Consider the following 24120-nt stretch of genomic DNA (forward strand, 5'->3'; position numbering starts at 1 on the left):
CAACTATCCTTTCGTTAGATTGATTTTTATTTGAAATTTTTATTTGATTTATTAAGTTATTTAAATAATTTACTGAATTTATTAAATTATTTTTCTCTTCTTTTTGACATCTTAAATTATAAGTAGTATCACAAATAGATACATTAATTACTTCCATTGACATTAAAAATTATTCCTAAAATATTTTTTAATTCTATTTATTAATAGATTTAGATTTTATTAAAATAAAAGATAATTCTGTCAAAACCTCAAAATATATCTTTCTTTTAAATTCTATAACAGAATCTAATTTAATCCAATAATTATTCCAAATCCAAGAATCAAATTCTGGATGACGGGTTTTATTTAAACAAAAATCCTCTTCTTTTCCTAAAAATCTTAACAAAAACCATATTTGTTTTTGTCCTTTATAATAACCTTGCCATTCTTTTTTTATAAAACACTTAGGTACTTCATAACGTAACCAATTTTTAGTACGTCCAAGAATCTTAATATGCTTGGACTTTAAACCAATTTCCTCATATAATTCACGATACATAGCTTGAATTGGGCTTTCACCATTATTGATGCCACCTTGTGGGAATTGCCATGATTGTTCACCAATACGTTTGCCCCAAAATACTTTATTTTTGCTATTAACTAAAATAATTCCAACATTGGGACGATATCCTTCATAATCCAACATGGATAACCTCAAAAATTAATATAATAGATAATAATATTATACTTATAATAAATATGTTTAAAAACTATAATATAAAGAAATTTAAATATGAGAGCAAAAAAATTTTACATACAAACTAAAAAAGAAACTAGTAGTACTAATGATATTATTAGTTATCAATTAATGATAAAAGCTGGAATAATAAAAAAAATAGCATCTGGTATATATAATTACATGCCATTAGGCATGAAAATTTTAAGAAAAATAGAAAATATTGTTAGAGAAGAGTTAAATAATGCTGGTGCAATAGAAATTTTAATGCCTATTGTGCAACCAGCTGAATTATGGAAAGAATCATCTAGATTTAAACAATATGGACCAGAACTATTAAAATTACAAGATAGACATAAAAGGGAATTTGTTTTACAACCAACTTCTGAAGAAGTTATGACAGATATAGCTCGCAATGAAATTCATAGCTATAAACAATTACCGTTGATATTATACCATATTCAAACAAAATTTAGAGATGAAATAAGGCCAAGATTTGGTTTAATTAGAGGTAGAGAATTCATAATGAAAGATGCTTATTCTTTTGATATCAATGAAGAATCTGCTATTTTAAGTTATCAAATAATGTTTAATACATATGAAAAAATTTTTAATAAATTAGGTTTAAAATTTAAAGCAGTATCAGCAGATACTGGATCTATAGGTGGATCTAAAAGTCATGAATTCCACATTATGGCAAAAAATGGTGAAGATAAAATAGCTTATAATGATTCTTCTAAATTTGCTTATAATGTTGAATTGGCTGAAGCTCCTAATTTAATAAAACAACGAGCTATGCCTACTCAAAGTTTAAAAGAAATATATACTCCTAATTTAACAAAATGTTCTCAAATAGCAAAAAAATTAAATGTATTTATAGAAAAAACTATCAAATCCATTGTTTTAACAGTTTCAAATAATGAAAATATAAAAATATTTTTACTGCTGCTTCGAGGTGATCATACACTTAATGAAATTAAAGCAAACAAAATATCAATTTTGTCAGGTTTCAGATTTTCGACTAAAGAAGAAATAAATAAATACTTTAATTGTAATCCTGGATTTATTGGTCCGGTTAATGTATCTAAAGATATTATTATAATAGCAGATAAAACTGTAAATAATATGTCAGATTTTATTTGTGGAGCTAATAAAAATGATATGCATTTTGTTGGGGTTAATTGGTCAATAGATCTACCAGAACCAGATTTTGTTGCAGATTTAAGAAATATAGAAGATGGAGACCCTAATCCTTATGGTAATGGAGTTATATCAGTCAAACCTGGTATTGAAATAGGTCATATATTTTATTTAGGAACTAAATACTCTAAACAAATGAAAGCTAGTTATTTAGACCGTAACGGAAAAAATCATTTTTTAGAAATGGGATGCTATGGAATAGGCATTAGTCGTATTATGGGAGCTGCTATAGAACAATACCATGATGAAAAAGGGATTTTATGGCCTAAAAATATTGCACCTTTTCAAATTGTAATATGTCCTATTGGATTTAATGAAGATATAAATATTGCAAATGAATCAAACGACATATATAAAAAATTTACTGATTTAAATTTCGATATAATATTAGATGATAGAAATATAAGATTTGGTCATATGCTTACAGAATGGGAATTAATTGGTATTCCGATTATGATAATTATAAGCAAAAAATTAATTGAAATAATCAAGTTGAAATAAGAAATCGCCAAACAAATAGTATATTAAATATAAATAAAGATGAGACCATAATGAAAGTAAGCAATATATTAGAATCTTTAAGATAAAATCATATAAATAACATTTATATATTTCAGACTATTTTTAGATTTTAATTATTATTTATAAATTGTAAAATGTTAGTTGATATTTTCGGGTTAATTTAAACATGTATAAAAAATATATTTTTCCTATAATATATTTGTTATCTATTTTTATAATAGATAACAATGTATTGGCGAAAGAAATAAATTCTGTAGATATACAAAAACAATTTAATATTTTTTTATTAAAAGATAATAACCAAACAATAATTAATAAAATTTTTTTTGAAACAATATATTCAGATTTATATAAAACAAATCAATTTAAAATAATTAACAATTTTCAAGAAAAAGATTATAAAAATTCTGAAAAAATATACTTTTTAGAATATTCATTATCATTAAATCCTATAGATAATAAATATAATATCGATTTTTATTTAACTGAAAGTTCTAATAAAAAATTAATTGATAATGCTACCTTTATATCAGATGAACAAGAAATAAGATCAGCTGCTCATAGTATTTCAAATAGAGTTTATGAAAAAATTACTGGCATAAATGGAATTTTTTCATCCAAAATTGCATATATTTTAAAAAAAAATAATACATATGAATTACAAATTTCTGACTATGATGGAGAAAACAGATATGTTGCATTACGTTCTAAAGATCCCATTTCATCACCGAAATGGTCTCATGATGGTAAAAAAATTTCATATATCAGTTTTGAAAAAAATAAAGCTTCTGTCTTCATACACACATTACTTACAGGTAAAAGAATTGAAATAGCTAAATTTGATGATGCAATCAGTTCTCCAGTATGGTCACATGATGGCAAAAACCTTATTTTATCTATCATGAAAAATAATAATCCTCAAATATGTATAATTAATATTGAAAATTTATATATAAAGCAAATAACTAATTCTTATAGCATAAATACAGAACCAATTTTTTTTAATAATTCTAACTCTATAATATTTACAAGTGATAGAAGTGGTAATCCTCAAATTTATAAAACATCAATATCAAATAATGATTTTGCAAAACGTATAACTTTTAATGGTGAATATAATGTTTCGCCAAATATATCTCATGATAATACAAGCTTAGTATTTGTTTCTAAAGAAAATAATAATTTTTGTATTAAAAATATTAATTTATTAACTCAAAGAGAGACCATATTATCAAATGGACCAAACGATAGTTATCCAAATTTTTCTCCAAATGATATGTGCATATTATATTCTAGTGTTAAAGACAATAAATATGTTTTAAATTTTATATCAAGAAATGGATCTAAATTACAAGAATTAGAAATTCCTGGATGTAAAATATTAGAGGGAATATGGGGACCAAATAAAAAATGAAATTTGTGCAAAAAATTATATATATTATTTGTCTAATAACTTTATCTTCATGTGCACCTAATTATTTAGGCCATCATATTACTAGTAACAAATTATTTTATGATGAAAATGTCGATATAAAAAATTTTACTATCTATTTTGAAAAAAATAGCTATTCTATATCAAAAAATTATATACAATTGATAAATAAGCATGCTAATTTGCTAATATCAAATCCAGATATAAAAATTAAGATTGAAGGATATACTGATGATAAAGGTAGTGCAGAATATAATTTAGCATTAGGAAAATGTAGAGCAAATTCAGTTAGCAATATGTTACAACTATTAGGTGTATCCAAAAATCAAATATATATTAATAGTTTTGGCAAAGAAAGAAAATATCAAAATAATAACAAAAATACATTTGATAAAGTAGAAATAATTTATATAAAATGATGTATACGGGTGGCTTATTTTTATGTATAAAAAAATTTTATTTAATATAATAAATATTATATTTCCTTGCTTCTTATTTTATAACAATGCCTTTGCAATATCTGATAATGAATCACGTATAGCAATAATAGAAATAAAAAAAAGATTAGATAAAGATCAAATATCAAAACTACAATTAGCTACACAAATTCAAGATATACAACAAGAATTATCACAATTAAGAAATCAAATAGAATTAATTTATAACTCAAAAAATATTGATAATAATCTACATTTTGAGAAACTATATAAGCAACAATCAGACGATCAAGAATATTATATGTATGAGTATGCAATGTCGTTATTTAACAAAGCTAAATACAAAGAAGCTGAAGAGTCTTTTATGGCTTTTAAAGCTATATACTATAATAGCAAATTAGAACCACAAATAATATTCTTTCTTGGTAGTACTAGATGCATTAAAAAATTTTAAAGGAGTTATAGAAGAATTAAATAATTTAATAAAATTGTATCCAAACCATTCATTAACAGCAGATGCAATGCTGATAATTGCTAATAGTCAACTAGAATTAGATTTAAAAATGGCAGCTAAAAATACATTAAAAACAATAATTAAAAAATATCCTGAATCTAAGGCAGCACTTGCTGCTAATAATCGCTTAAAAATTTTATAAATTATTAAAATATTAATATTATATGACTATATCAAAAATTTTAATAAAAAATTACATTTTTCATTATGAAAAAATAGGATCAGGTCCTCCAATATTATTTATACATGGATCATTATGCGACTTAAGATATTGGAAATTACAAATTAAGGAGTTAAGTAATTTTTTTAGTGTATATACTATAAGTTTAAGAGATTACTGGCCTAATAACTATTATCATGATTTAGATAATTTTTCAATAAATCAACATGCACTAGATTTAATTAATTTTATAGAAGATGTAATAGCGCAAAAAATTTTTTTAGTAGGCCATTCTAGAGGAGGATCTATTGCATTAAAAATAGCTATTAATAGACCAGATTTATTAAATAAATTAATAATTGCTGAACCAAAATTAGTTAATAAATTTTATAATTTTGATCAAAATGATAATGTAATTAGTATAGCTTCTCGTTTAATACAAAATGGAAATATAAATGCAGGATTATCTTATTTTATAGACCATGTAAGCGGTTGTAAAATATGGCATAAAATGTCATCTTGGTTTAAATCAATGGCTATAGATAATGCAAATACAATAATTAAACAAAATAAGGAACAAAAATATTATATTGATCATATAGATTTATTAAAAATAAAAATACCTATTCTTTTAATAAATGGAGAACTTAGTCCAAATATTTATTTTAAAACAATACAATATTTAAATAATACTTTATTCAACAGTAATTCAATAACAATACATGGTTCATCTCATGGAATGAATATAGATAATGCAAAAGAATTTAATAAAATTGTTTACAATTTTTGTTGCATGAAAAATATTATTTAGATCTTATTTATATTTTTCTCTTAAACTGTTGTTATTAATATGAATAAATAAATTTAAATAAAATAATATTATTTTATAATATTTTTTCACTTCAATATTGACTGAAGTAATAAAACAAACTATGCTAAAAATTTTCATATTAGTAATTTTACATTATATTTTTTATAATATGCTGTTTTATTAAATTAAGATATAATTTGAAGAATATTTAAGCAAAATTATTTGCTACTATAAAGTGTAATAATATTATTGAATTAATGAATAAAATATTTAATCAATAAGGTAATAAATTACAATTGCAGTTTTAAGATCGTTGATAAATAGTAATTAAAAAAAGTTATTAATTAAGAAAGAGTTAGATACTCGAGTACATAGTTGTATCAATAACTATATGCTATTAAAGGTATCTAATATATTTAAGTTTATCTCTTTAAAAGGTCAGCATGATATCTCTCTCATCTGCGCAATCGTTGCTAGCTTGTTGTCTAGTTTTAATGACTGGACGATTTATGACTAATAAAATTCAATTTTTATCTCGTTATAGTATTCCTGAATCCATAATAGGTGGTTTAAGTTTCGCTATATTAAATCAATTATTGATTAGTTTTTTTAATACACAAGTAAATCTTGAGATAACAATTAAGCCAAATTTATTATTAATGTTTTTTGGATGTATAGGACTCACAGCTAACCTTAAATTATTAAATAAAGGTGGTACTAAACTTATAGGATTAGTTATAGTATTATTACCCTTTTTAATTTTTCAGAACATTGTAGGATTATTACTAGCCAATATTTTAGATATGCATCCTTTAATGGGATTATTAGGGGGTACTATTACACTAGTAGGAGGACATGGTACTGGAGCTGCTTATGCTGTACGTTTTGCTGATGTAAATAGTTTGCAAGATATTATGGCATTAGCAATGACATCAGCAACTATGGGTTTAATTTTTGGAGGAGTACTTGGAGGTCCTGTCGCTGAATGGTTAATAAATCATTACAATATTACTACCCCTTATAAAAATGGTGAAACAAATAAAGAAATAATTGAAGAAAACGAAAATATTGAAAATAATATTTTTCAATATGATGAAACTAGTAGTGCTTCTGCTTTTATTACTTCTTTATGTGCTGCTTTAGTTACATTAGTAGTTGGTAGTTATTTCACAAAATTAGTAGAGCATTGTGACTTAAATTTGCCAAATTTCTTATGGTGTTTAGCCATAGGTATTATTATAAGAAATATAGGACCTTATTTAGGTTTAAAACTTGATGACAGGGTAACTGGTATCGTAGGAGCAATAATGTTATCAATTTTTTTAGCAATGACTATGATGACATTAGATTTAGCAAGTGTAGTGAGACTAGCAGGACCATTAGCAATAATTTTAATAGTACAAGCAATATTTTGCGTATCATATTGTTGCTTAATAGTATTTAGAGTTCTAAGACGTGACTATGAAGCAGCAGTGATTTCTGGGGCATTTTGTGGTATTGGGTTGGGTACAACAGCAACTGCAATTGCTAACATGCAATCTATCACTAAAAGGCATGGCAATGCACCACAATCCTTTATTGTAGTTCCAATTACTGGTGCTTTTTTAGTTGATATAATGAATGTAGTAGTTTTAACATCATTTATATCGTTTTATGCTATTTAGGAATAATAAAAATGATAAAAAAAATAATACTTATTTTTTTATGTATATTTATTACTGCATGTGATAAGCAACCCAATGAAAACATTATTAAAAATTCATTAAACTATAATTTACAAAATAAATTTGAGAATGGGTTATTTACTGTAGAAAAACTTATAAGAAGAGGTACAGCAATAGATAGCAATAACACTTTTGATAAAACAAGAAGGATTGTATATTATGATGTAATATTAAAAATACATCATGATATACAACCATCAACAAGTAATAATTATTTAAATGATTTAATGTATATTAATGGATCTGGATCTAGAGGTATTATAGGTATGAAGCCTGATGGCAACCATATTGGAGATTTAATTAAAATACATGGTAGTGCTATTTTTAGCAAAAAAAATGGTTATTGGGAACAATTATTAGACTCTATTAATTTAGAATAAGTCATTAATGTTTCTCATACATAATTAACATTTTTTAATTTTTAAAAAAATTCCACACTGCATTACCAGAAATATTATTTAATTCATCTATATATTTTTTGTGTGCATTGACTTCTTGATCATTTGCTAATATTACAGGAAGATTATATTCTTGATTATTTTGTAAATTATGAAATATATTTTCATTTGGTATATTATCTTCTATTATTAGCGAATTTTGACCTCTTGTCATATATAGCCATACTTCTGCTAATAATTCGGAATCCAATAATGCTCCGTGAAATTTTCTATGTGAATTATTTATATTATATCTATCACAAAGAGCATCAAGAGAATTTCTTTTTCCTGGAAATTTTCTTCTAGCTATTAATAATGAATCTGTAATTTTGCTACAATATGAATTTATATTATTTAAATTAATTTTATTTAATTCATAATTAAGAAATTTTATATCAAATGCAGCATTATGAGCTATCAATTCAGCATCTTTTAAGAAATTTAATAAATCGTTTGCAATTTCATGAAATAAAGGTTTATCTGATAAAAACTGGTTAGTTAAACCATGTATTGATAAAGCACCAGGATCAATCTCTCTATCTGGATTTATATATAAATGTAATGATTTACCTGTAATAATTCTATCTATTATTTCTACACAGCCTATTTCTATGATTCTATGTCCTTTTTTAGGATCTAAACCTGTTGTTTCTGTGTCTAATACAATTTGTCTTAACATAAAATTTTAAACTAAATATAATTATTATAATGATTTTTATATTCTAATATTCCCATATTAGCTAATTTATCAGCTATTTCATTGCCTTTATTTCCAGAATGTCCTTTAATCCAATTCCATTGAATATTATAATCATTGTTTTGTTGATATAAAATTTTCCATAATTCAATATTTTTTACTAATTTATTAGCAGATGTTTTCCAACCATTTCTTTGCCAATTATGAATCCATTTAGTAATACCATTCATTACATACTGTGAATCAGTATGTAAAATTATGCTTTTTTTAGAATTTATGAATTCTAAAGCTTTTATTACGGCAATTAATTCCATTCTATTATTAGTAGAGAAATTTTCATTTCCATATAAAAATTTTTCTTCTAATTCATATTTTATAAATACACCCCAACCACCAATGCCTGGATTGCCTTTACATGCTCCATCAGTCCAAATTTCTATTTTTTTCAATTCTTATCACTATATAAAAAAGGTAAATTTAATAAATGTGTTTATAATAATTAAATTTATTTCAAAATGAAATAAATTTAATTATTATTTAATTATAATACAAGAATAAATATTATTATGAATAATCAAAATATTAATATAATACCCATAAAAGCTATGAAAGATAATTATATATGGGCTATAATTAAAAACAATATGGCTATTATAATAGATCCAGGAATTGCAGAACCTGTAATAAAATTTTTAAAAGCAAAAAAACTAAAACTAATCGCTATTTTAATCACACATCAGCATTATGATCATATAAATGGGATATATGAATTACAATATCAATATAATCCAATAATATATGGACCAAGAATCAACAATATATTAGTAAAATATAATTTTGTAAAAAATAATGAAATTATTTATATAGAACAAATAAATATACATGTAAAAGTTATACATACACCAGGGCATACCATTGAACATGTTTCATATTTGATTTCTAATAATAATGATTATTTATTATTTTGCGGAGATACTTTATTTTCTGCTGGATGTGGTAAAGTTTTTACTGGTACTATGGAACAACTGTTTAATTCTTTAAAAATTTTCAGTTTAATGCCTTTAAATACAAAAATTTTTTGTGCTCATGAGTATACTTTAAAAAATCTTAAATGGGCTATTGAGGTTGATAAACATAATCAATTATTAATCCAATATTATAATTATATTTTAAATTTTAATGATCCTAATATGACTACTATACCATCTTCTTTAAAATTAGAGATGTTAATAAATCCGTTTTTTAGAATTAATAATATTTCTATTATTAATTCTGTTAAAAAATATATTAATAAATCAATTAATTCACCAATGTCAATATTTATTGAATTAAGAAAATGGAAAGATAATTACAAATAATTATTGTTCTTTTTTGATAATGAAAATGTATTATGTCAATTATTTTGTGGCAGCTAAAATGTAAAAAATACAATGATGAAAAAATAGCAATTACTTATATAAATCTTATTTATAAACTCACATGTAAATTAGACAAAGAAACAAATATTATAATATATCTAATGATAATAATTTCAAAATAAAATTATCAAAAAATGTAATAAATTAAATGATATGGCTTGTTAAATAATATATAAAAGCTTTAGATTTAATTGTATATTTGATGATTTAGAAAAAAATTTAGCATAATATAGAATAAAACAAATTTTCTAAAATATTAAATAGTATAGAAATCCATATGAAAAAAAATGTTACTATAAAAGATATTGAAAATGTTTATATACTATCAGTTTTATCTTAATTATTGAAAAAATTATTTATATGGATACAATTTCTGAATTTTTATTATTATAAATTATTTAATTTTTATTTTATGGAGGATGTAAATGTTATTTTCTGAAAAAGCATGGAATAAAAATCTTGATACATATTCAAAGATTATAAATTTACCTTTTAATCAAGAATTAATGAAAGGTACATTATGTATAAATAAATTCAAAAACTATATTATACAAGATGCACATTATTTAAATTTTTTTTGTAAAACATTATCTTTATTATCATCTAAATCTCATTCAATTGAAGCAAATATAGTTTTACTAAATGCAGCAAAATATGTAATAGAAGAAGAAAAAATTTTACACAAAAATTTTTTTAAATTTTTTAATTTAGAAGAAAAAAATATTTTAGAGATACCTATATCTCCTACTTGTCATCATTATGGACATTTTTTAATGAATTTAGCTTCAAATTTTAATTATAATATTGCTATATCTGCAATATTACCATGTTTCAAAATATATTCTGAAATTTCTAAATATTTTTATGATAAAGTTAATAAAACAAATCCTTATTATCAATGGATAATAAGTTATTCTAGTGATAAATTTGATGAACAAGTACAAAAAATAGAAGAATTAATAAATAATATAGAAAAAAATTCTACATATGAAATTAGTATAGAAATGCATAAATATTATAAAACTGCATTTTATTTGGAATATTTATTTTGGAATTCTGCATATATTATTGAAAAATGGTAATGAAAATTAACTCATATTTATCCATAAATATTCTTTCTATAAAATATAATTCAAAATGTCAAAATTTAAACTAAATTCAATTTTTAATTTTTTTGAAAATTTAATTAATCCTTTTAAAAAAAATATAAAATATGATCAAAAACCACCTAATAGCATAATTAAATTTTATATGTACTATCTTATGCAAACATGGAAAATATTATTATCTTTATTAATAATAGGATTAGGAGTTGCAATAGTAGAAATACTTTTATTAAAATATGCTAGTCAAATTATTGATTTAATACAAAATAGTGAAAATATAGAAAATTTTTATGCAAAAAATAAAAAACTTCTATTAGTAATGGTAATTGTTATATTATTTATACGTCCTATTTTATTTGGATTACATGATTTATTAGTACAACAAACAATCATTCCTAATTTAGCAAATTTAATAAGATGGCAAAATCATAGATATCTTCTAAACCAAAGTATGAGATTTTTTTCTAATGATGTATCTGGAAAAATAGCAAATAGAGTCATACAAACCGGAGCTGCATTAAGGGACTCAACAGTACAAGCTATAGAATCAATTTGGCATGTAATAATTTATATTATTAGTACTATATTTATTTTTGTAAATGTAGATTTGAAATTAATAATACCTTTAATTGTATGGTTAATTATATATTCATATATGATATATTATTTTGTACCAAAAATAAAAAATAGATCAATGTTATCTTCTCAAACTAAATCAAAATTAATAGGTCATATAGTAGATGTTTATAACAACATAAGGACTATAAAATTATTTTCAAATTTATATTATGAAGAAAAATTAACGTATCAATCTTTACTACTACATAAAGAAAAACAGCAAGATATGAATAGATTAGTTTCTATTATGGATATAGTTCTTACTAGTATTAATGGTTTATTAATTATCAGTAGCTCTATGTTAGCTATTTATTTATGGAATAATCAAAATATTTCTATTGGCGAAATTACTTTAATTATCAGTCTTGTAATGCGTATAAATAATATGTCTGGCTGGATAATGTGGACTGTTAATAATATTTTTGAAGATATTGGAACAGTACAAGATGGTATAAATTCTATTTCACAAGAATATGAGATTAATGATATAAAAAATGCAATACCTATAGAAATTTCTAATGGAAAAATAGAATTTCGTAATATAAATTTTCATTATTTAAAAAATGAACCTATAATATCTAATTTTAATTTAACAATAAATCCTCACGAGAAAATAGGTTTAGTTGGAGTATCTGGTTCGGGAAAATCTACAATATTTAATTTATTATTACGTTTATATGATGTACAAAATGGAGAGATATTAATTGATGGTCAAAATATTGCCCATGTTACACAAGAAAGTTTAAGAAATAATATAGGAATAGTTACACAAAATACTTCATTATTAAATAGAAAAATTATTGAAAATTTAACTATTAATAATGAAGATTTTGATAAAATTAAGGATATTATAAAATCTTATGATGTAAATAATTTAATAATGAATATTATTAATTCTGAGAATAAAAGTACAAATATTAGAGTAGGAGAAGGAGGATCTCAATTATCTGGTGGGCAAAGACAGTTAATTGCAATTGCTAGAGTTTTAATAAAAAACACTCCAATTTTGCTCCTCGATGAGGCAACATCAGCATTAGATTCAGAAACAGAATTTTTGATACAAGAAAAATTAAAAGAAATAATGATAGGTAAAACAGTAATTGCAATAGCACATAGATTATCTACATTGTCTATGATGGATAAAATTTTAGTTTTAGAAAAAGGAACAATCATAGAATCTGGTACACATAAAGAATTATTAAGTAATAAAAATTCTCATTATGCAAAATTATGGAATATACAAAATATCATTTCATCAAAAAAATATAAATAATACTTTGGCGGATGGAGGGGGATTCGAACCCCCGATACGTTTTAGCGTATACACGCTTTCCAGGCGTGCGCCTTAAACCACTCGGCCATCCATCCTTTTACTTCAACACACTATCATTTTACCAGAATTCATAAATATTTCTATTAATATTTTATAAATTTAATGATTATTATTAATAAATTGAATTATATAACGTGCTACAATATCTATTTCAATATTAACTAAAGATAATTTTTTCAAAAATTTTAGAGTGGTATTTTTTAATGTATGAGGAATAATATTTAAATTAATATTAAAAGAATTATAATTTTGTTCTATATCAATTTTATTTACAGTCAAGCTGACACCATCAATAGCAACTGATCCTTTATATATAAAATAAGATAAATATGATATTGGAATATTTATAATAAGATTTAATGATTCATTAATAGAAAAAATATCTTTTACTTTACCTATACAATCTATATGCCCATATAGTATATGACCACCAATTTTTTCTCCTAATTTCATAGATTTTTCTAAATTAACTTGATTACCTATAATATCTAGTCCATATGTACAATTTAAACTTTCTTTTGATACATTGATATAAAATTTATCATAATCTTTATCTACTACTGTCATACAAGCACCTTGTACAGAAATAGAATCTCCTATGATAATATCAGATACATAATCTTGAGTGGCTTTAATGGTTATTAGTAGCCCAGAATTACTATCATCTAATATATGTTTAATACCATCAATAGTACCAATTAATGTTATAATTCCAGTAAACATAATATAACTTATAGATTTAATTAATTAAAATATTTAAAAACATTATCATAACTTTTTTTAGATCTCATTCTTAATCTAATATCTGAACCTATTTGAACATTTTCAATAAAATTAAAATATTCATTATTCAGAGAATTTGATTTGAAATATTGAAATAAATTTATACCTTTACCAAAAAATTTAGGAGCTATATATAAAATAATTTCATCTAACATTTGATTAGACAACAAAAATGAATTTAATTTAGGACCAGACTCAACATGAATATCATTAATTTGATTTTTATTTAGCCAACTAAACATTTCGCTGAAGTCTATGCCATTACCGTAAATATTAGGCATATATAAAATAGATGCATTTAAATCAGATAATTGTTTAATTTTTTCTTTATTATATTTAGCAGTAAAAATTATTACTAAATTACCATCAAATACACGTGCTTTTTCTGATATGGATAAATTCGAATCTAAAATTATTTTTATGGGTTGTTTAACATTTTTATTAATTCTAACATTTAGTAATGGATCATCTTTTATAATAGTACCTATACCAGTCATTATTGCAGAACTTTTTGCTCTCCAATAATGACTATCTTGACGTGCTTCTATACCAGTTATCCACTTTGATGTACCGTTATTTAAAGAACAGAAACCATCCATAGAAATAGCTATTTTAGACCATATCCATGGCTTATTTCGTACCATTCTTGATACAAAACCTAAATTTAATTCTAAAGCTTCTCTGAAACATAAACCTAATTCAACATGTATACCAGATTGTTTTAATAATTCTATACTTTTACCATTTATTTTGGGATTAGGATCTAATAAGGCAATTACTATTCTTTTAGGCTTATGCTTAATTATTTGATCAATACATGGTGGAGTACGACCATAATGACAACAAGGTTCTAATGTTACAAATATAGTAGATCCTTCAATAGAATATTTATTTTGTATAGCATCATTAATAGCAAGCACCTCTGCATGTAATCCACCAACTTGTTGAGTAGAACCTTTTCCTATACAAATACCTAAATTGTTCACAATAATACAACCAACGCTAGGATTTGGTTTTGTTATAAATATAGAATTCTTAGCTAATTCAATAGCTTGTTCCATCCAATATAAATCATAATTTTTAATTTGATTATCCATTTTAAAAATTTAATTTTTAATATTAAAAGAAGAAATATTATATATAAAATTCTTCATAATATTTCTTCTTATTATATTGATATTTAAACAAAATATTTATTATAACTATAAGGAAAAATTATAAACAGGAAATGATGATGTTAATTGCTTCACTTTAGAACGTACATTGATAATATTATCTTCATTATATGGATTTTCTAGAACATCAGCAATTAAATTAGCAGTCATAATAATTTCTTTCTCTTTAAATCCTCTTGTAGTAACAGCTGGTGTACCTAGTCTAATACCACTAGTAATAAAAGGACTTTGAGTATCTTTAGGAATAGAATTTTTATTTACAGTAATATTAGCCGAACCTAGAATAATTTCAGCTTCTTTACCTGTAATATTTTTATTTCTTAAATCAACTAACATAACGTGACTTTCTGTTTTTCCTGAAACTATACGTAAACCTCTTTGCTGTAATACCTCAGATAAAATTTTTGCATTTGCTAATGTTTGTAAAGCATTTTTTTTAAATTCTTCAGACAAAACTTCTTTAAATGTAACAGCTTTTGCAGCAATTACATGCATTAAAGGCCCACCCTGAATTCCAGGAAATATAGCAGAATTGATGATTTTTTCATATTTTTTTTTCATCATTACTATACCACCTCTAGGACCACGCAAAGATTTATGAGTAGTAGATGTTACAAAATCTGCAAAAGGTATTGGATTAGGATAACAACCAGCAGCTACTAATCCAGCATAATGTGCTATATCAACCATTAATAAAGCATTATTTTTAATAGCTATTTCTGATAAACGAGCGAAATTAATATGTAAAGAATATGCAGAAGCACCTGCTACTATTAATTTTGGTTTGTGTAATTTAGCCAATGTTTCTATATAATCATAGTCTATAACTTCATTTTCATCTAAACCATAAGAAATAAAATTGTATAATTTACCAGATGCATTTACCTTTGCACCATGAGTTAAATGACCACCTGCTTCTAAACTCATACCTAACACTGTATCACCTGGATTTAGTGTAGCAATGTATACGCTTTGATTAGCTTGTGATCCTGAATTAGGCTGAACGTTTGCTGATTCCGCTCCAAAAATTTCTTTTAATCTATCTATAGCTAATTGTTCTACTATATCTACAAATTCACATCCACCATAATATCTTTTACCTACATAACCTTCAGCATACTTATTTGTTAATATAGATCCTTGAGCTTGCATCACAGCAGGACTAGCATAATTTTCAGATGCTATAAGTTCTATATGTTCTTCTTGACGAATATTTTCTTTTTTTATAGCTGCCCATATATCTGGATCAACTTTATCAATAGTTAAATTATAGTCAAACATATTATTTCCTAAATTAATAATAAAGTTTATATGCTTCGATTAATTAAATATTAAGAGAAACTATATAATTGATTTAATAAATTATTCTAATCTAAAATAATTTTTTTTATTTTTCTTTTTCCTACTTGAATGATATATTCTCCCTTAAATAAAATAATAGATTTATCTGATATTTTGTTACCGTCTATTTTTACTCCACCTTGTTCTATATTTCTATTCGCTTCTGTATGTGAAACAGTTAATCCAGATGCTTTTAATATTTTAATAATATTAATTGGAGCTTTTCCTACATGAATTTCAGAAATATCATTAGGTAATATGCCATACTTAAATCTGTTTTCAAAATTTTCTAAAGCTCTATCAGCTAATATTTTACTATGAAATTTACATACAATTTCATGAGCAAGTTGTATTTTTGCATTTTTAGGATTTAATCCGTTTAAAACTTGATTTTTTAATTTTAATATTTCATCACTAGAAATTGAAGAGAGCATATCAAAATATTTCCACATTAAATCATCAGAAATAGACATTATTTTTCCAAACATACTATCTGGTAATTCTGATATACCTATATAGTTATTTTTAGATTTAGACATTTTTTCAATTCCATCTAAACCTAATAATAATGGCATTGTAATTATACATTGAGGTTCTTGTCCAAATTCTTTCTGTAGATCTCTACCTACTAATAAGTTAAATTTTTGATCAGTACCTCCTATTTCTAGATCTGATTTTAATGCTACTGAATCATACCCTTGTATAATAGGATAAATTAACTCATGTAATGATATTGGCAGTTTATTTTTAAACCTTTTTGTAAAATCATCTCTTTCTAAAATACGAGCAATAGTGTATTTAGAAGTAAGCTCTATAATACCACTAGCTCCTAAATTTTTATACCATTCAGAATTATATCTAATTTCAGTTTTACTAGGATCAATTAATTTACTTGCTTGTTCATAATATGTATTTGCATTTTTTTCTATTTCTTCTTTTGTTAAGGAAGGCCTAGTACTATTACGACCACTTGGATCTCCTATCATAGAAGTAAAATCACCAATTAAAAAAATAACATTGTGTCCAAGATTTTGTAGCTGTCGTAATTTATTAAATACTATTGTATGACCAATATGTATATCTGGTGAAGTAGGATCTAATCCTAATTTAATTCTTAAAGGTATATTAGAAAATTTACTATTGATCATTTTTTTTGTAAATTCTTCTTCAATTAAAAATTCATCTGAACCTTGCTTAATGTCAATAATATCAGTTGTGACATCATCAATAATTTTGCTATTCATGTTTGACATATAAAATAAAAAAAATATAGAATACTAAATCATAATTAAATATTTAGTAATAAAATTGCTTAATATATTTATGCAAGTAACTATATATTAATAATCATGGTATAGTTATTTTTTATTTAAATTGATAATTTAAAAATTAAAATATTTAATATTTATAATTTTTAAATTATATTAATATAGTGTAATTGCATAAATAGTAAAAATAATAAATATTAGACTTATATAAAAACAATATAATAAATTATATTGTACGAGCTCATGAATCTAAGTTTCAAATCATTAAATAACATAAGAAAAAAACGAACATCAAAGATTTATTTTTTAATAAAGTCTTTTAGTTTTGTTTTTTTGATATTATCTATATCTATATTAACATTAATTACTATAATAGTGTTAAAAGAAAATATAAATAAAAATATACCTGATCAAACTATGATTAGGAATATTTTACCTATGCCAAACAATGTTGTTTGTGAAAAAATCTCTAATTCTTCATACTTTGTAAATGAAACTACTATTAAAAAAGGTGATAATCTTAGTAAAATATTTGAAAGATTAGATATTTCTTCTTCAGATATTAAACAATTTATTAGAAATAATCATAATTCGAAAAGTTTTCATAAGTTATTACCAGGTCGATCTATCCAATTAGCACAATATTCTGATGGCAGTATTAAATGGTTAAAGTATATACATACTCCAATTATAGATATAAATGGTAAAATTTTTACTAAATTTTTATATATTTCTAACATAAAAAAAGGTATTTATAAAGCAGAAGAAAAAACAGTACCAACAGACCTTCAAGAAAAAATAGCAATTGGAACAATAAAATCTTCTTTTTTTAGAGCTACTGATTACTCTGATGTACCTGATGCTGTTACTATGCAAATGTTAGATATCTTAAATTCTAGAATAGATTTTATAAGAGATGTAAGACAAGGTGATCAATTTAGAGTTATATATGAGATTTATTCTCATGAAGGTAAATATGTTGGATCAGGTAAAGTTTTAGCATTAGAAATAAAAAATAATAACAAAACTTATAATGCAATATGGTTTAATTCAAAAAATAATAATGGATCTTATTATGATATAGAAGGTATTAATTTACGAGATTCTTTTTTAAAATCAGCAACAAAATTTAGTCGAATTAGTTCTCCATTTGGTATGAGAATACACCCTGTACATAAAACATGGACTGGTCATAGAGGTGTAGATTATGCAGCTCCATATGGAACTCCAATATATGCTACTGCTAATGGTATAGTAGAATTTTCTGGTTGGCAAAATGGATATGGAAATGTAGTAATTATTAAACATCCAAGAAATTATTCAACTGTATATGCTCATCAAAGTCATATTGAAAAAGGCATTAAAAAAGGTATTAAAATCAATCAAGGCAAGTTAATAGGATATGTTGGCTCAACAGGCACAGCAACAGGACCTCATTTACATTATGAACTAAGAATAGGTAATAAACCTGTTAATCCACTTACAGCTAAATTACCTACTGGAAATAAATTAATTTCATCTGAATTAATAGAATTTAAAAAGATATCAGAAAAATATATGAATCAAATAAAATATTTATCTGATTTACAAAAAACTGTACCAGATTTGATATTTAATAAATAATATTATACTGAAAAAGATGAACCACATCCACATGTAGTAGTAGCATTAGGATTATTTATTAAAAATTGAGATCCTTCTATATCTTCTTTATAATCTATTTCAGATCCATATAGATATTGTATACTAATAGAGTCTATCAATAAATTTACACCATTTTTTATAATTACTGTATCATCCGTATTAATAATCTCATCAAAAGTAAAACCGTATTGAAAACCAGAACAACCACCACCCTGTACAAAAAGTCGTAAATTTAATTTAGGATTATTTTCTTCTTTTAATAATTTTAATACCTTATTAGCTGCATTTTCAGTAAATATTATTTTATTTTCATTCATTATATTGACCTTTTTTATAAAAATTTAAGGAAATATAGGAACAGTTTCTAATCCTGATATCTCTGGTAAATTAAATAATAAATTCATATTTTGTACTGCTTGACCAGCAGCTCCTTTTACCAAATTATCTTGTACTACTAAAATTACTAACAAATTATTAGTAACTTTGTGTAATGATATACGAATCTTATTTGATGCTTTAACTGATTTAGTATCTGGTAAAGATGAATATGGCATTATATCTATAAAATGTTCATCTTTATAAAATTTCTCATATAAATTTTGAAAATTATAATCTATATAATCTTTATTTAATTTAACATAAATAGTTGAAAACATACCTCTAATCATAGGTACCAAATGCGGAACAAATATTAAATCAATATCTTTTTTATAAAGATGATTAAAATTAGCTATTATTTCAGGCTTATGTCTATGTTTTGGTAATCCATATGCTTGAAAATTTTCTGATTTTTCAGAAAAAAGAGAATTAATTTCAAGTTTACGTCCAGAACCAGATATTCCAGATTTACAATCTGCTATTATGTTTAAATCTACTAAATTAATATTCGGATTCTTAAATAAAGGAGCTAACCCTAATAATATAGTAGTTGGATAACAGCCAGGATTTCCTATAATGTTAGCTGATTTTATGGATTTTCTATTTAATTCAACAATACCATATTCAGATATTTGTAATAGTTCTGGACAAGAGTGTTCTATATTATAATATTCTTGGAATATTAATGGATCTTTAAATCTAAAATCCGCAGATAAATCTATTACCTTTACATTATGTTCTATAAGTTTTTTAGCAAAATTCATTGCTATACCATGTGGAGTTGCGAAAAAAACTACATCACATGCAAGCAATTTATTAATATCTAAAGACGAAAATAATAATGACGTATGACCACGTAAATTAGTGTATAAATTAGAAACTGGTTCTCCAATTTCTTTTCTTGAAGTAATTACAGATATTGTAACATATGGATGTTGTGAAAGAATTCTTATTAATTCTATACCTGTATAACCAGTACCACCAACAATTCCAACTTTAATTAGTTTATTTTTTTCTACCATTATTAATTACTCCAAAAATATAGTATTTATTAAATAACATAAAAGGTCGCTAATAAAGCGACCTAAAGAATTATTACTATATAAATCAATAAATAGTAAATTATCTTTTACTAAATTGTTTACGACGACGAGCTTTACGCAGACCAGGTTTTTTTCTTTCTACTTCTCTAGCATCACGAGTCATTAAGCCTGCTCCTGATAAAGTAGATTTTAAACTATTTTCATATTCTACCAAGGCTCTAGCTATTCCTAACCTAATGGCTCCAGCTTGACCTGTTTCTCCTCCACCATGCACATTTGCTTTAATATCAAAAAAATCTAAATAATTAGTTAAATGTAATGGTTGCCTTACAATCATACGACCAGTTTCTCTTGCAAAAAAATCATCGACAGGCTTACCATTCACAATAATATTACCAGATCCTTTTTTTAAAAAAACACGAGCTACTGAAGTTTTTCTACGACCTGTTCCATAGTTCCAGTTATCTATCATAAATATATTCCTTAGATTTCTAAAAGCTTAGGTTGTTGAGCTGAATGTGGATGTTCAGAACCAGCATATATTTTTAATTTTTTGATCATTGCATATCCTAATGGTCCTTTAGGTAACATACCTTTCACAGCTTTTAGAACTGCTCTACCAGGAAATTTTTGTTGTAATTTTTCAAAACTAGTTTCTTTAATACCACCTGGATATGTTGTGTGATGATAATATTTTTTATTATATAATTTTCTTCCAGAAACAGCAATTTCAGATGCATTAATTATAACTATGAAATCACCAACATCAACATGTGGAGTGAACTCTGGTTTATGCTTTCCTCTTAATCGATGTGCAACTTCGCTGGCTACACGTCCAAGTATTTTATTTTTAGCATCAACAACAAACCAATTACGTTCGACTTCATGTGGTTTAGACACAAACGTCTTTTTCATCTTTGTCCTTACTAAGTTGATTAAATGATTCTAATAATATACTTATTAAATACCTGATCATTATTAACTAGACAGTGTATCTAATGTATTATTAGATTTTAAGATTGTACATTTGTATTTTCAATACAGCAAGATAGTTTTATAAATTGTTAAGATCCAGCGACAGACATTTTTTCTAATAAAATTGAACCAGACATCTTATTATCTCTAATAATAATATCAGAACCTATTGCAATAATATCTTTAAACATGCTTATAAGATTACCAGCTATAGTAATTTCTTCTACTGGATATAATATTTCTCCATTTTCTACCCAATATCCAAAAGCACCTCTAGAATAATCACCAGTCACATAATTTGTTCCATGACCGATTAATTCTGTAACTAATAAACCTCTATTCATTTTTTTTAATAGATCAGAAAAACTATATGTTAATTCATCTTTATTAGATTTAATCAAAAGATTATGAAAACCACCTGCATTACCAGTTGAAATCATTCCTAACTTTTTTGCAGAATAATTTGATAAAAAATAACCCTCTAAAGTACCAGATTTTACTATGTTTCTAGTTTTTGTTCTTACTCCTTCAACATCAAAAGACGAGCTACCAATTTGTCCTATAATATATGGATCATCAACTATATCTATAAAGTCTGAAAAAATTTTTTTTCCTAAATGATTTTGTAAAAAACTAGCTTTTCTATATAAATTAGATCCATTTATAGCATGTGATAAAGCACTTAATAGACTTAAAGCTACAGGAGCTTCAAATATAACAGGATAAAAATTTGTAGGAATACGTTTTGCTGATAATCTACTTAATGAACGTTTTGCAGCTATTTCACCTAATTTATCAGCGCTCATTAATTTATTAGGATTACAATTAGATTCATACCAATAATCTCTTTGCATATTATTATTCAGAGCAGCTATTGGTACAGAAGAAATAGTATAATTAGAATAAGCTTTATATCCTGAAAATCCTAAAGTATTACCGATTAAAAATTGAACATTTTGAGCATCAAAACTTGATCCTTCTGTATTAACTATTTTAGGATCTACAGACAAAGCAGTTTGTTCTGCTAATAAAGTAAAATTTATCATATCATTTAATGATAAATTTAATGCATGGCATACCTTAAAGTCTGGAAATTCTGTAGCTAACATATCTTTATCAGGTAATCCAGAGTATTCATCTATAGCAATATTTTTTGCTATATGTATAGCAGATTTTACAGTACGATAAATTGCATCATTAGAGAAATCTGAACTAGATGCACTACCACTAGCTTTACCAATATATACAGTTAAATCAATACCCCTTTCATTATATTTTTCAACATTTTCTATGTCATTTTTTCTAGATGACACTGACAGGCCATTTGTTTCAGAAATAATTACATAAGCATCAGTAGCTCCCAATTGTAGAGCATATTTTATTGCTTTATCTTTAATTTCTGCAAAAAATAAATTTTTTTCTTCTAATGGCAAAAATGATTCAACATTAATCATCGCTATCCAATATAAACATAATTAATAAAAATAATTAAATTATAAAATATATTTTATAATTTATATTTAATTAATAAAGTGCTATTTGATTTAAATATAACTTTATTAAGCATAAATGTAAAAAATTATCACAAAATATGGATATATTAAACAATAAAATAACAAATATATTGCAAATAAATAATAAATCTCTTTATACGGTAATATGCATTCATGGTTTAGGTGCTAACAGATATGATTTATTAACAATATATAATATGTGTAATTTAAATAAAAAACAGCATATAAAATTTTTATTTTTAGAAGCTGCATACCAGTATATTACATTCAATAAATCTCATATGAGAGCATGGTTTGATATATATAATTTAGAAACATTAGATCTAAATATAAACGATATTTATCAAACAATTAATGAAATTAGCAAAGTTATTATGTTAGAAAATAAAAAAGGCATTCCGAATTCTAACATAATCATAATAGGTTTTTCACAAGGTGCAATAATTGCATTATCAACATTAATTAGTATTGATATTATTAATCCTATGGCAGGAATTATTTCATTATCTGGTTATATACCTGATATTTTATATGAAAAAATCAATCTTAGATATGTAAATACACCTATTATGTTTGCACATGGAAAATATGATAATATCATTCCAATTATAAATGCTAAGCAATCTTTTAATTATATGAAAAATTTTTTTCCAAATATCATATATAGAGAATACAATATGAATCATACAATATGTAATTCTGAAATAAATGATATATCAGAATTTATAAATAAAAATTTAAAATAAAAATATCTAATTTAAATTTATTTATATACTTAATTTTAAACTAAAATTTATAATATATAAAACATCATTAATCATATATTTATTCAAGTAATAATTTATTTTTCAAATATTTATTATGATTATATAAAT

General features: G+C 24.0%; 25 protein-coding genes, 1 tRNA gene and 1 pseudogene (1 of these 27 running past the window's edge). 13 read left to right on the plus strand and 14 right to left on the minus strand.

The annotated features are described in order from the left end of the window. Both CKSOR_RS02825 and CKSOR_RS02830 read right to left on the minus strand, forming a co-directional pair. On the minus strand, window positions 1-157 hold the 5' portion of the coding sequence (locus CKSOR_RS02825; protein WP_161539540.1) for a cell division protein ZapA. The gene continues 143 nt to the left of window position 1, outside the view; only the first 157 of its 300 coding nucleotides appear in the window; its start codon is at window positions 155-157; its stop codon lies off the left edge, out of view. 36 nt (window positions 158-193) lie between these two features. After that, complete coding sequence (locus tag CKSOR_RS02830) at window positions 194-685, minus strand: RNA pyrophosphohydrolase (RefSeq protein WP_108674068.1); 492 nt, start codon at window positions 683-685, stop codon at window positions 194-196. A gap of 87 nt (window positions 686-772) precedes the next feature. On the opposite strand from CKSOR_RS02830, the pseudogene CKSOR_RS02835 reads away from it, so the two are divergent. The 8 genes and pseudogenes from CKSOR_RS02835 to CKSOR_RS02870 all read left to right on the plus strand — a co-directional run bounded on the left by CKSOR_RS02835 (window position 773) and on the right by CKSOR_RS02870 (window position 7895). Beyond that, window positions 773-2502 (plus strand): annotated as a pseudogene (locus CKSOR_RS02835) (proline--tRNA ligase). 101 nt (window positions 2503-2603) lie between these two features. Continuing rightward, window positions 2604-3851 (plus strand): PD40 domain-containing protein, encoded by a 1248-nt coding sequence (locus tag CKSOR_RS02840; RefSeq protein ID WP_108674069.1) that lies wholly within the window; start codon window positions 2604-2606, stop codon window positions 3849-3851. Next, a complete protein-coding gene (locus tag CKSOR_RS02845; RefSeq protein WP_108674070.1) occupies window positions 3848-4288 on the plus strand; it encodes an OmpA family protein in 441 nt (146 codons plus the stop codon). Before CKSOR_RS02840 ends, CKSOR_RS02845 begins: the two co-directional genes overlap by 4 nt. 22 nt (window positions 4289-4310) lie before the next feature. After that, window positions 4311-4760 carry a hypothetical protein gene (locus CKSOR_RS02850; protein ID WP_108674071.1) on the plus strand — a complete coding sequence of 150 codons (450 nt, stop codon included), beginning with the start codon at window positions 4311-4313 and terminating at the stop codon, window positions 4758-4760. Beyond that, window positions 4729-4962, plus strand: a complete 234-nt coding sequence (locus CKSOR_RS02855) for a tetratricopeptide repeat protein (protein ID WP_108674072.1) — start codon at window positions 4729-4731, stop codon at window positions 4960-4962. The genes CKSOR_RS02850 and CKSOR_RS02855 overlap by 32 nt, the downstream gene beginning before the upstream one ends. A 22-nt stretch (window positions 4963-4984) precedes the next feature. Then, on the plus strand, window positions 4985-5791 hold the full coding sequence (locus CKSOR_RS02860) for an alpha/beta fold hydrolase (protein WP_108674073.1): 807 nt from the start codon (window positions 4985-4987) through the stop codon (window positions 5789-5791). 443 nt (window positions 5792-6234) lie between these two features. Next, window positions 6235-7455, plus strand: coding sequence for a sodium/glutamate symporter (gltS, locus tag CKSOR_RS02865; protein WP_108674074.1), 1221 nt, complete (start codon window positions 6235-6237; stop codon window positions 7453-7455). Window positions 7456-7466: 11 nt separating this feature from the next. Then, window positions 7467-7895 (plus strand): hypothetical protein, encoded by a 429-nt coding sequence (locus CKSOR_RS02870; RefSeq protein WP_108674075.1) that lies wholly within the window; start codon window positions 7467-7469, stop codon window positions 7893-7895. Window positions 7896-7929: 34 nt separating this feature from the next. On the opposite strand, the gene dnaQ is transcribed toward CKSOR_RS02870, so the two are convergent. Then, window positions 7930-8631, minus strand: a complete 702-nt coding sequence (gene dnaQ, locus CKSOR_RS02875; RefSeq protein WP_108674076.1) for a DNA polymerase III subunit epsilon — start codon at window positions 8629-8631, stop codon at window positions 7930-7932. 11 nt (window positions 8632-8642) lie between these two features. Further along, window positions 8643-9098 (minus strand): ribonuclease HI, encoded by a 456-nt coding sequence (gene rnhA / locus CKSOR_RS02880; protein WP_108674077.1) that lies wholly within the window; start codon window positions 9096-9098, stop codon window positions 8643-8645. A gap of 117 nt (window positions 9099-9215) precedes the next feature. Here rnhA and gloB point away from each other — a divergent pair, with 117 nt between their 5' ends. From gloB to CKSOR_RS02895, 3 genes are all read left to right on the plus strand, one after another. Next, the gene (gene gloB, locus CKSOR_RS02885) at window positions 9216-10007 is read left to right on the plus strand and encodes a hydroxyacylglutathione hydrolase (protein WP_108674078.1); all 792 of its coding nucleotides are present in this window, start codon (window positions 9216-9218) and stop codon (window positions 10005-10007) included. Between the two features lie 485 nt (window positions 10008-10492). Continuing rightward, window positions 10493-11149, plus strand: a complete 657-nt coding sequence (locus CKSOR_RS02890; protein ID WP_108674079.1) for a TenA family protein — start codon at window positions 10493-10495, stop codon at window positions 11147-11149. Between the two features lie 55 nt (window positions 11150-11204). Then, a complete protein-coding gene (locus CKSOR_RS02895) occupies window positions 11205-13064 on the plus strand; it encodes an ABC transporter ATP-binding protein (protein WP_108674080.1) in 1860 nt (619 codons plus the stop codon). Between the two features lie 5 nt (window positions 13065-13069). On the opposite strand, the gene CKSOR_RS02900 is transcribed toward CKSOR_RS02895, so the two are convergent. The 5 genes from CKSOR_RS02900 to tyrS all read right to left on the minus strand — a co-directional run bounded on the left by CKSOR_RS02900 (window position 13070) and on the right by tyrS (window position 17676). Continuing rightward, window positions 13070-13159 (minus strand) — tRNA-Ser (locus tag CKSOR_RS02900). Between the two features lie 64 nt (window positions 13160-13223). Then, window positions 13224-13847 (minus strand): riboflavin synthase, encoded by a 624-nt coding sequence (locus CKSOR_RS02905; protein WP_108674081.1) that lies wholly within the window; start codon window positions 13845-13847, stop codon window positions 13224-13226. A 20-nt stretch (window positions 13848-13867) separates the two neighbouring features. Continuing rightward, window positions 13868-15004: a bifunctional diaminohydroxyphosphoribosylaminopyrimidine deaminase/5-amino-6-(5-phosphoribosylamino)uracil reductase RibD gene (gene ribD, locus CKSOR_RS02910; RefSeq protein ID WP_108674082.1), complete on the minus strand. Its 1137-nt coding sequence runs from the start codon at window positions 15002-15004 to the stop codon at window positions 13868-13870. Window positions 15005-15109: 105 nt separating this feature from the next. Then, window positions 15110-16363 (minus strand): serine hydroxymethyltransferase, encoded by a 1254-nt coding sequence (gene glyA / locus CKSOR_RS02915; protein ID WP_108674083.1) that lies wholly within the window; start codon window positions 16361-16363, stop codon window positions 15110-15112. 86 nt (window positions 16364-16449) lie between these two features. Continuing rightward, window positions 16450-17676 (minus strand): tyrosine--tRNA ligase, encoded by a 1227-nt coding sequence (tyrS, locus tag CKSOR_RS02920; RefSeq protein WP_108674084.1) that lies wholly within the window; start codon window positions 17674-17676, stop codon window positions 16450-16452. A gap of 258 nt (window positions 17677-17934) precedes the next feature. On the opposite strand from tyrS, the gene CKSOR_RS02925 reads away from it, so the two are divergent. Next, window positions 17935-19314 carry a M23 family metallopeptidase gene (locus CKSOR_RS02925; protein WP_234411221.1) on the plus strand — a complete coding sequence of 460 codons (1380 nt, stop codon included), beginning with the start codon at window positions 17935-17937 and terminating at the stop codon, window positions 19312-19314. A 2-nt stretch (window positions 19315-19316) separates the two neighbouring features. On the opposite strand, the gene erpA is transcribed toward CKSOR_RS02925, so the two are convergent. The 5 genes from erpA to pmbA form a co-directional block, all read right to left on the minus strand. Further along, complete coding sequence (erpA, locus tag CKSOR_RS02930; protein ID WP_108674085.1) at window positions 19317-19652, minus strand: iron-sulfur cluster insertion protein ErpA; 336 nt, start codon at window positions 19650-19652, stop codon at window positions 19317-19319. Between the two features lie 24 nt (window positions 19653-19676). Then, window positions 19677-20738: an N-acetyl-gamma-glutamyl-phosphate reductase gene (gene argC, locus CKSOR_RS02935; RefSeq protein ID WP_422666646.1), complete on the minus strand. Its 1062-nt coding sequence runs from the start codon at window positions 20736-20738 to the stop codon at window positions 19677-19679. Window positions 20739-20835: 97 nt separating this feature from the next. Continuing rightward, window positions 20836-21228 (minus strand): 30S ribosomal protein S9, encoded by a 393-nt coding sequence (gene rpsI, locus CKSOR_RS02940; protein ID WP_108674087.1) that lies wholly within the window; start codon window positions 21226-21228, stop codon window positions 20836-20838. 11 nt (window positions 21229-21239) lie between these two features. Then, complete coding sequence (rplM, locus tag CKSOR_RS02945; protein WP_108674088.1) at window positions 21240-21671, minus strand: 50S ribosomal protein L13; 432 nt, start codon at window positions 21669-21671, stop codon at window positions 21240-21242. A gap of 149 nt (window positions 21672-21820) precedes the next feature. After that, on the minus strand, window positions 21821-23185 hold the full coding sequence (pmbA, locus tag CKSOR_RS02950) for a metalloprotease PmbA (protein WP_108674089.1): 1365 nt from the start codon (window positions 23183-23185) through the stop codon (window positions 21821-21823). A 137-nt stretch (window positions 23186-23322) separates the two neighbouring features. On the opposite strand from pmbA, the gene CKSOR_RS02955 reads away from it, so the two are divergent. Further along, window positions 23323-23991 (plus strand): alpha/beta hydrolase, encoded by a 669-nt coding sequence (locus CKSOR_RS02955; protein ID WP_108674090.1) that lies wholly within the window; start codon window positions 23323-23325, stop codon window positions 23989-23991. Window positions 23992-24120 lie beyond the last annotated feature (129 nt).

This window comes from Candidatus Kinetoplastibacterium sorsogonicusi (assembly GCF_003072465.1).
GTDB lineage: Bacteria > Pseudomonadota > Gammaproteobacteria > Burkholderiales > Burkholderiaceae_B > Kinetoplastidibacterium > Kinetoplastidibacterium kentomonadis.

Bases quoted from the DNA above. Each gene is read 5' to 3' on its own strand.
- CKSOR_RS02870 (WP_108674075.1), top strand. From the start codon at position 7,467: ATGATAAAAAAAATAATACTTATTTTTTTATGTATATTTATTACTGCA.
- CKSOR_RS02895 (WP_108674080.1), top strand. From the start codon at position 11,205: ATGTCAAAATTTAAACTAAATTCAATTTTTAATTTTTTTGAAAATTTA.
- CKSOR_RS02955 (WP_108674090.1), top strand. From the start codon at position 23,323: ATGGATATATTAAACAATAAAATAACAAATATATTGCAAATAAATAAT.
- ribD (WP_108674082.1), bottom strand. From the start codon at position 15,004: ATGGATAATCAAATTAAAAATTATGATTTATATTGGATGGAACAAGCT.
- dnaQ (WP_108674076.1), bottom strand. From the start codon at position 8,631: ATGTTAAGACAAATTGTATTAGACACAGAAACAACAGGTTTAGATCCT.
- CKSOR_RS02925 (WP_234411221.1), top strand. From the start codon at position 17,935: ATGAATCTAAGTTTCAAATCATTAAATAACATAAGAAAAAAACGAACA.
- rplM (WP_108674088.1), bottom strand. From the start codon at position 21,671: ATGAAAAAGACGTTTGTGTCTAAACCACATGAAGTCGAACGTAATTGG.
- tyrS (WP_108674084.1), bottom strand. From the start codon at position 17,676: ATGTCAAACATGAATAGCAAAATTATTGATGATGTCACAACTGATATT.
- erpA (WP_108674085.1), bottom strand. From the start codon at position 19,652: ATGAATGAAAATAAAATAATATTTACTGAAAATGCAGCTAATAAGGTA.
- glyA (WP_108674083.1), bottom strand. From the start codon at position 16,363: ATGTTTGACTATAATTTAACTATTGATAAAGTTGATCCAGATATATGG.
- CKSOR_RS02860 (WP_108674073.1), top strand. From the start codon at position 4,985: ATGACTATATCAAAAATTTTAATAAAAAATTACATTTTTCATTATGAA.
- CKSOR_RS02840 (WP_108674069.1), top strand. From the start codon at position 2,604: ATGTATAAAAAATATATTTTTCCTATAATATATTTGTTATCTATTTTT.
- rpsI (WP_108674087.1), bottom strand. From the start codon at position 21,228: ATGATAGATAACTGGAACTATGGAACAGGTCGTAGAAAAACTTCAGTA.
- CKSOR_RS02845 (WP_108674070.1), top strand. From the start codon at position 3,848: ATGAAATTTGTGCAAAAAATTATATATATTATTTGTCTAATAACTTTA.
- CKSOR_RS02850 (WP_108674071.1), top strand. From the start codon at position 4,311: ATGTATAAAAAAATTTTATTTAATATAATAAATATTATATTTCCTTGC.
- CKSOR_RS02890 (WP_108674079.1), top strand. From the start codon at position 10,493: ATGTTATTTTCTGAAAAAGCATGGAATAAAAATCTTGATACATATTCA.
- gltS (WP_108674074.1), top strand. From the start codon at position 6,235: ATGATATCTCTCTCATCTGCGCAATCGTTGCTAGCTTGTTGTCTAGTT.
- CKSOR_RS02905 (WP_108674081.1), bottom strand. From the start codon at position 13,847: ATGTTTACTGGAATTATAACATTAATTGGTACTATTGATGGTATTAAA.
- pmbA (WP_108674089.1), bottom strand. From the start codon at position 23,185: ATGATTAATGTTGAATCATTTTTGCCATTAGAAGAAAAAAATTTATTT.
- gloB (WP_108674078.1), top strand. From the start codon at position 9,216: ATGAATAATCAAAATATTAATATAATACCCATAAAAGCTATGAAAGAT.
- CKSOR_RS02830 (WP_108674068.1), bottom strand. From the start codon at position 685: ATGTTGGATTATGAAGGATATCGTCCCAATGTTGGAATTATTTTAGTT.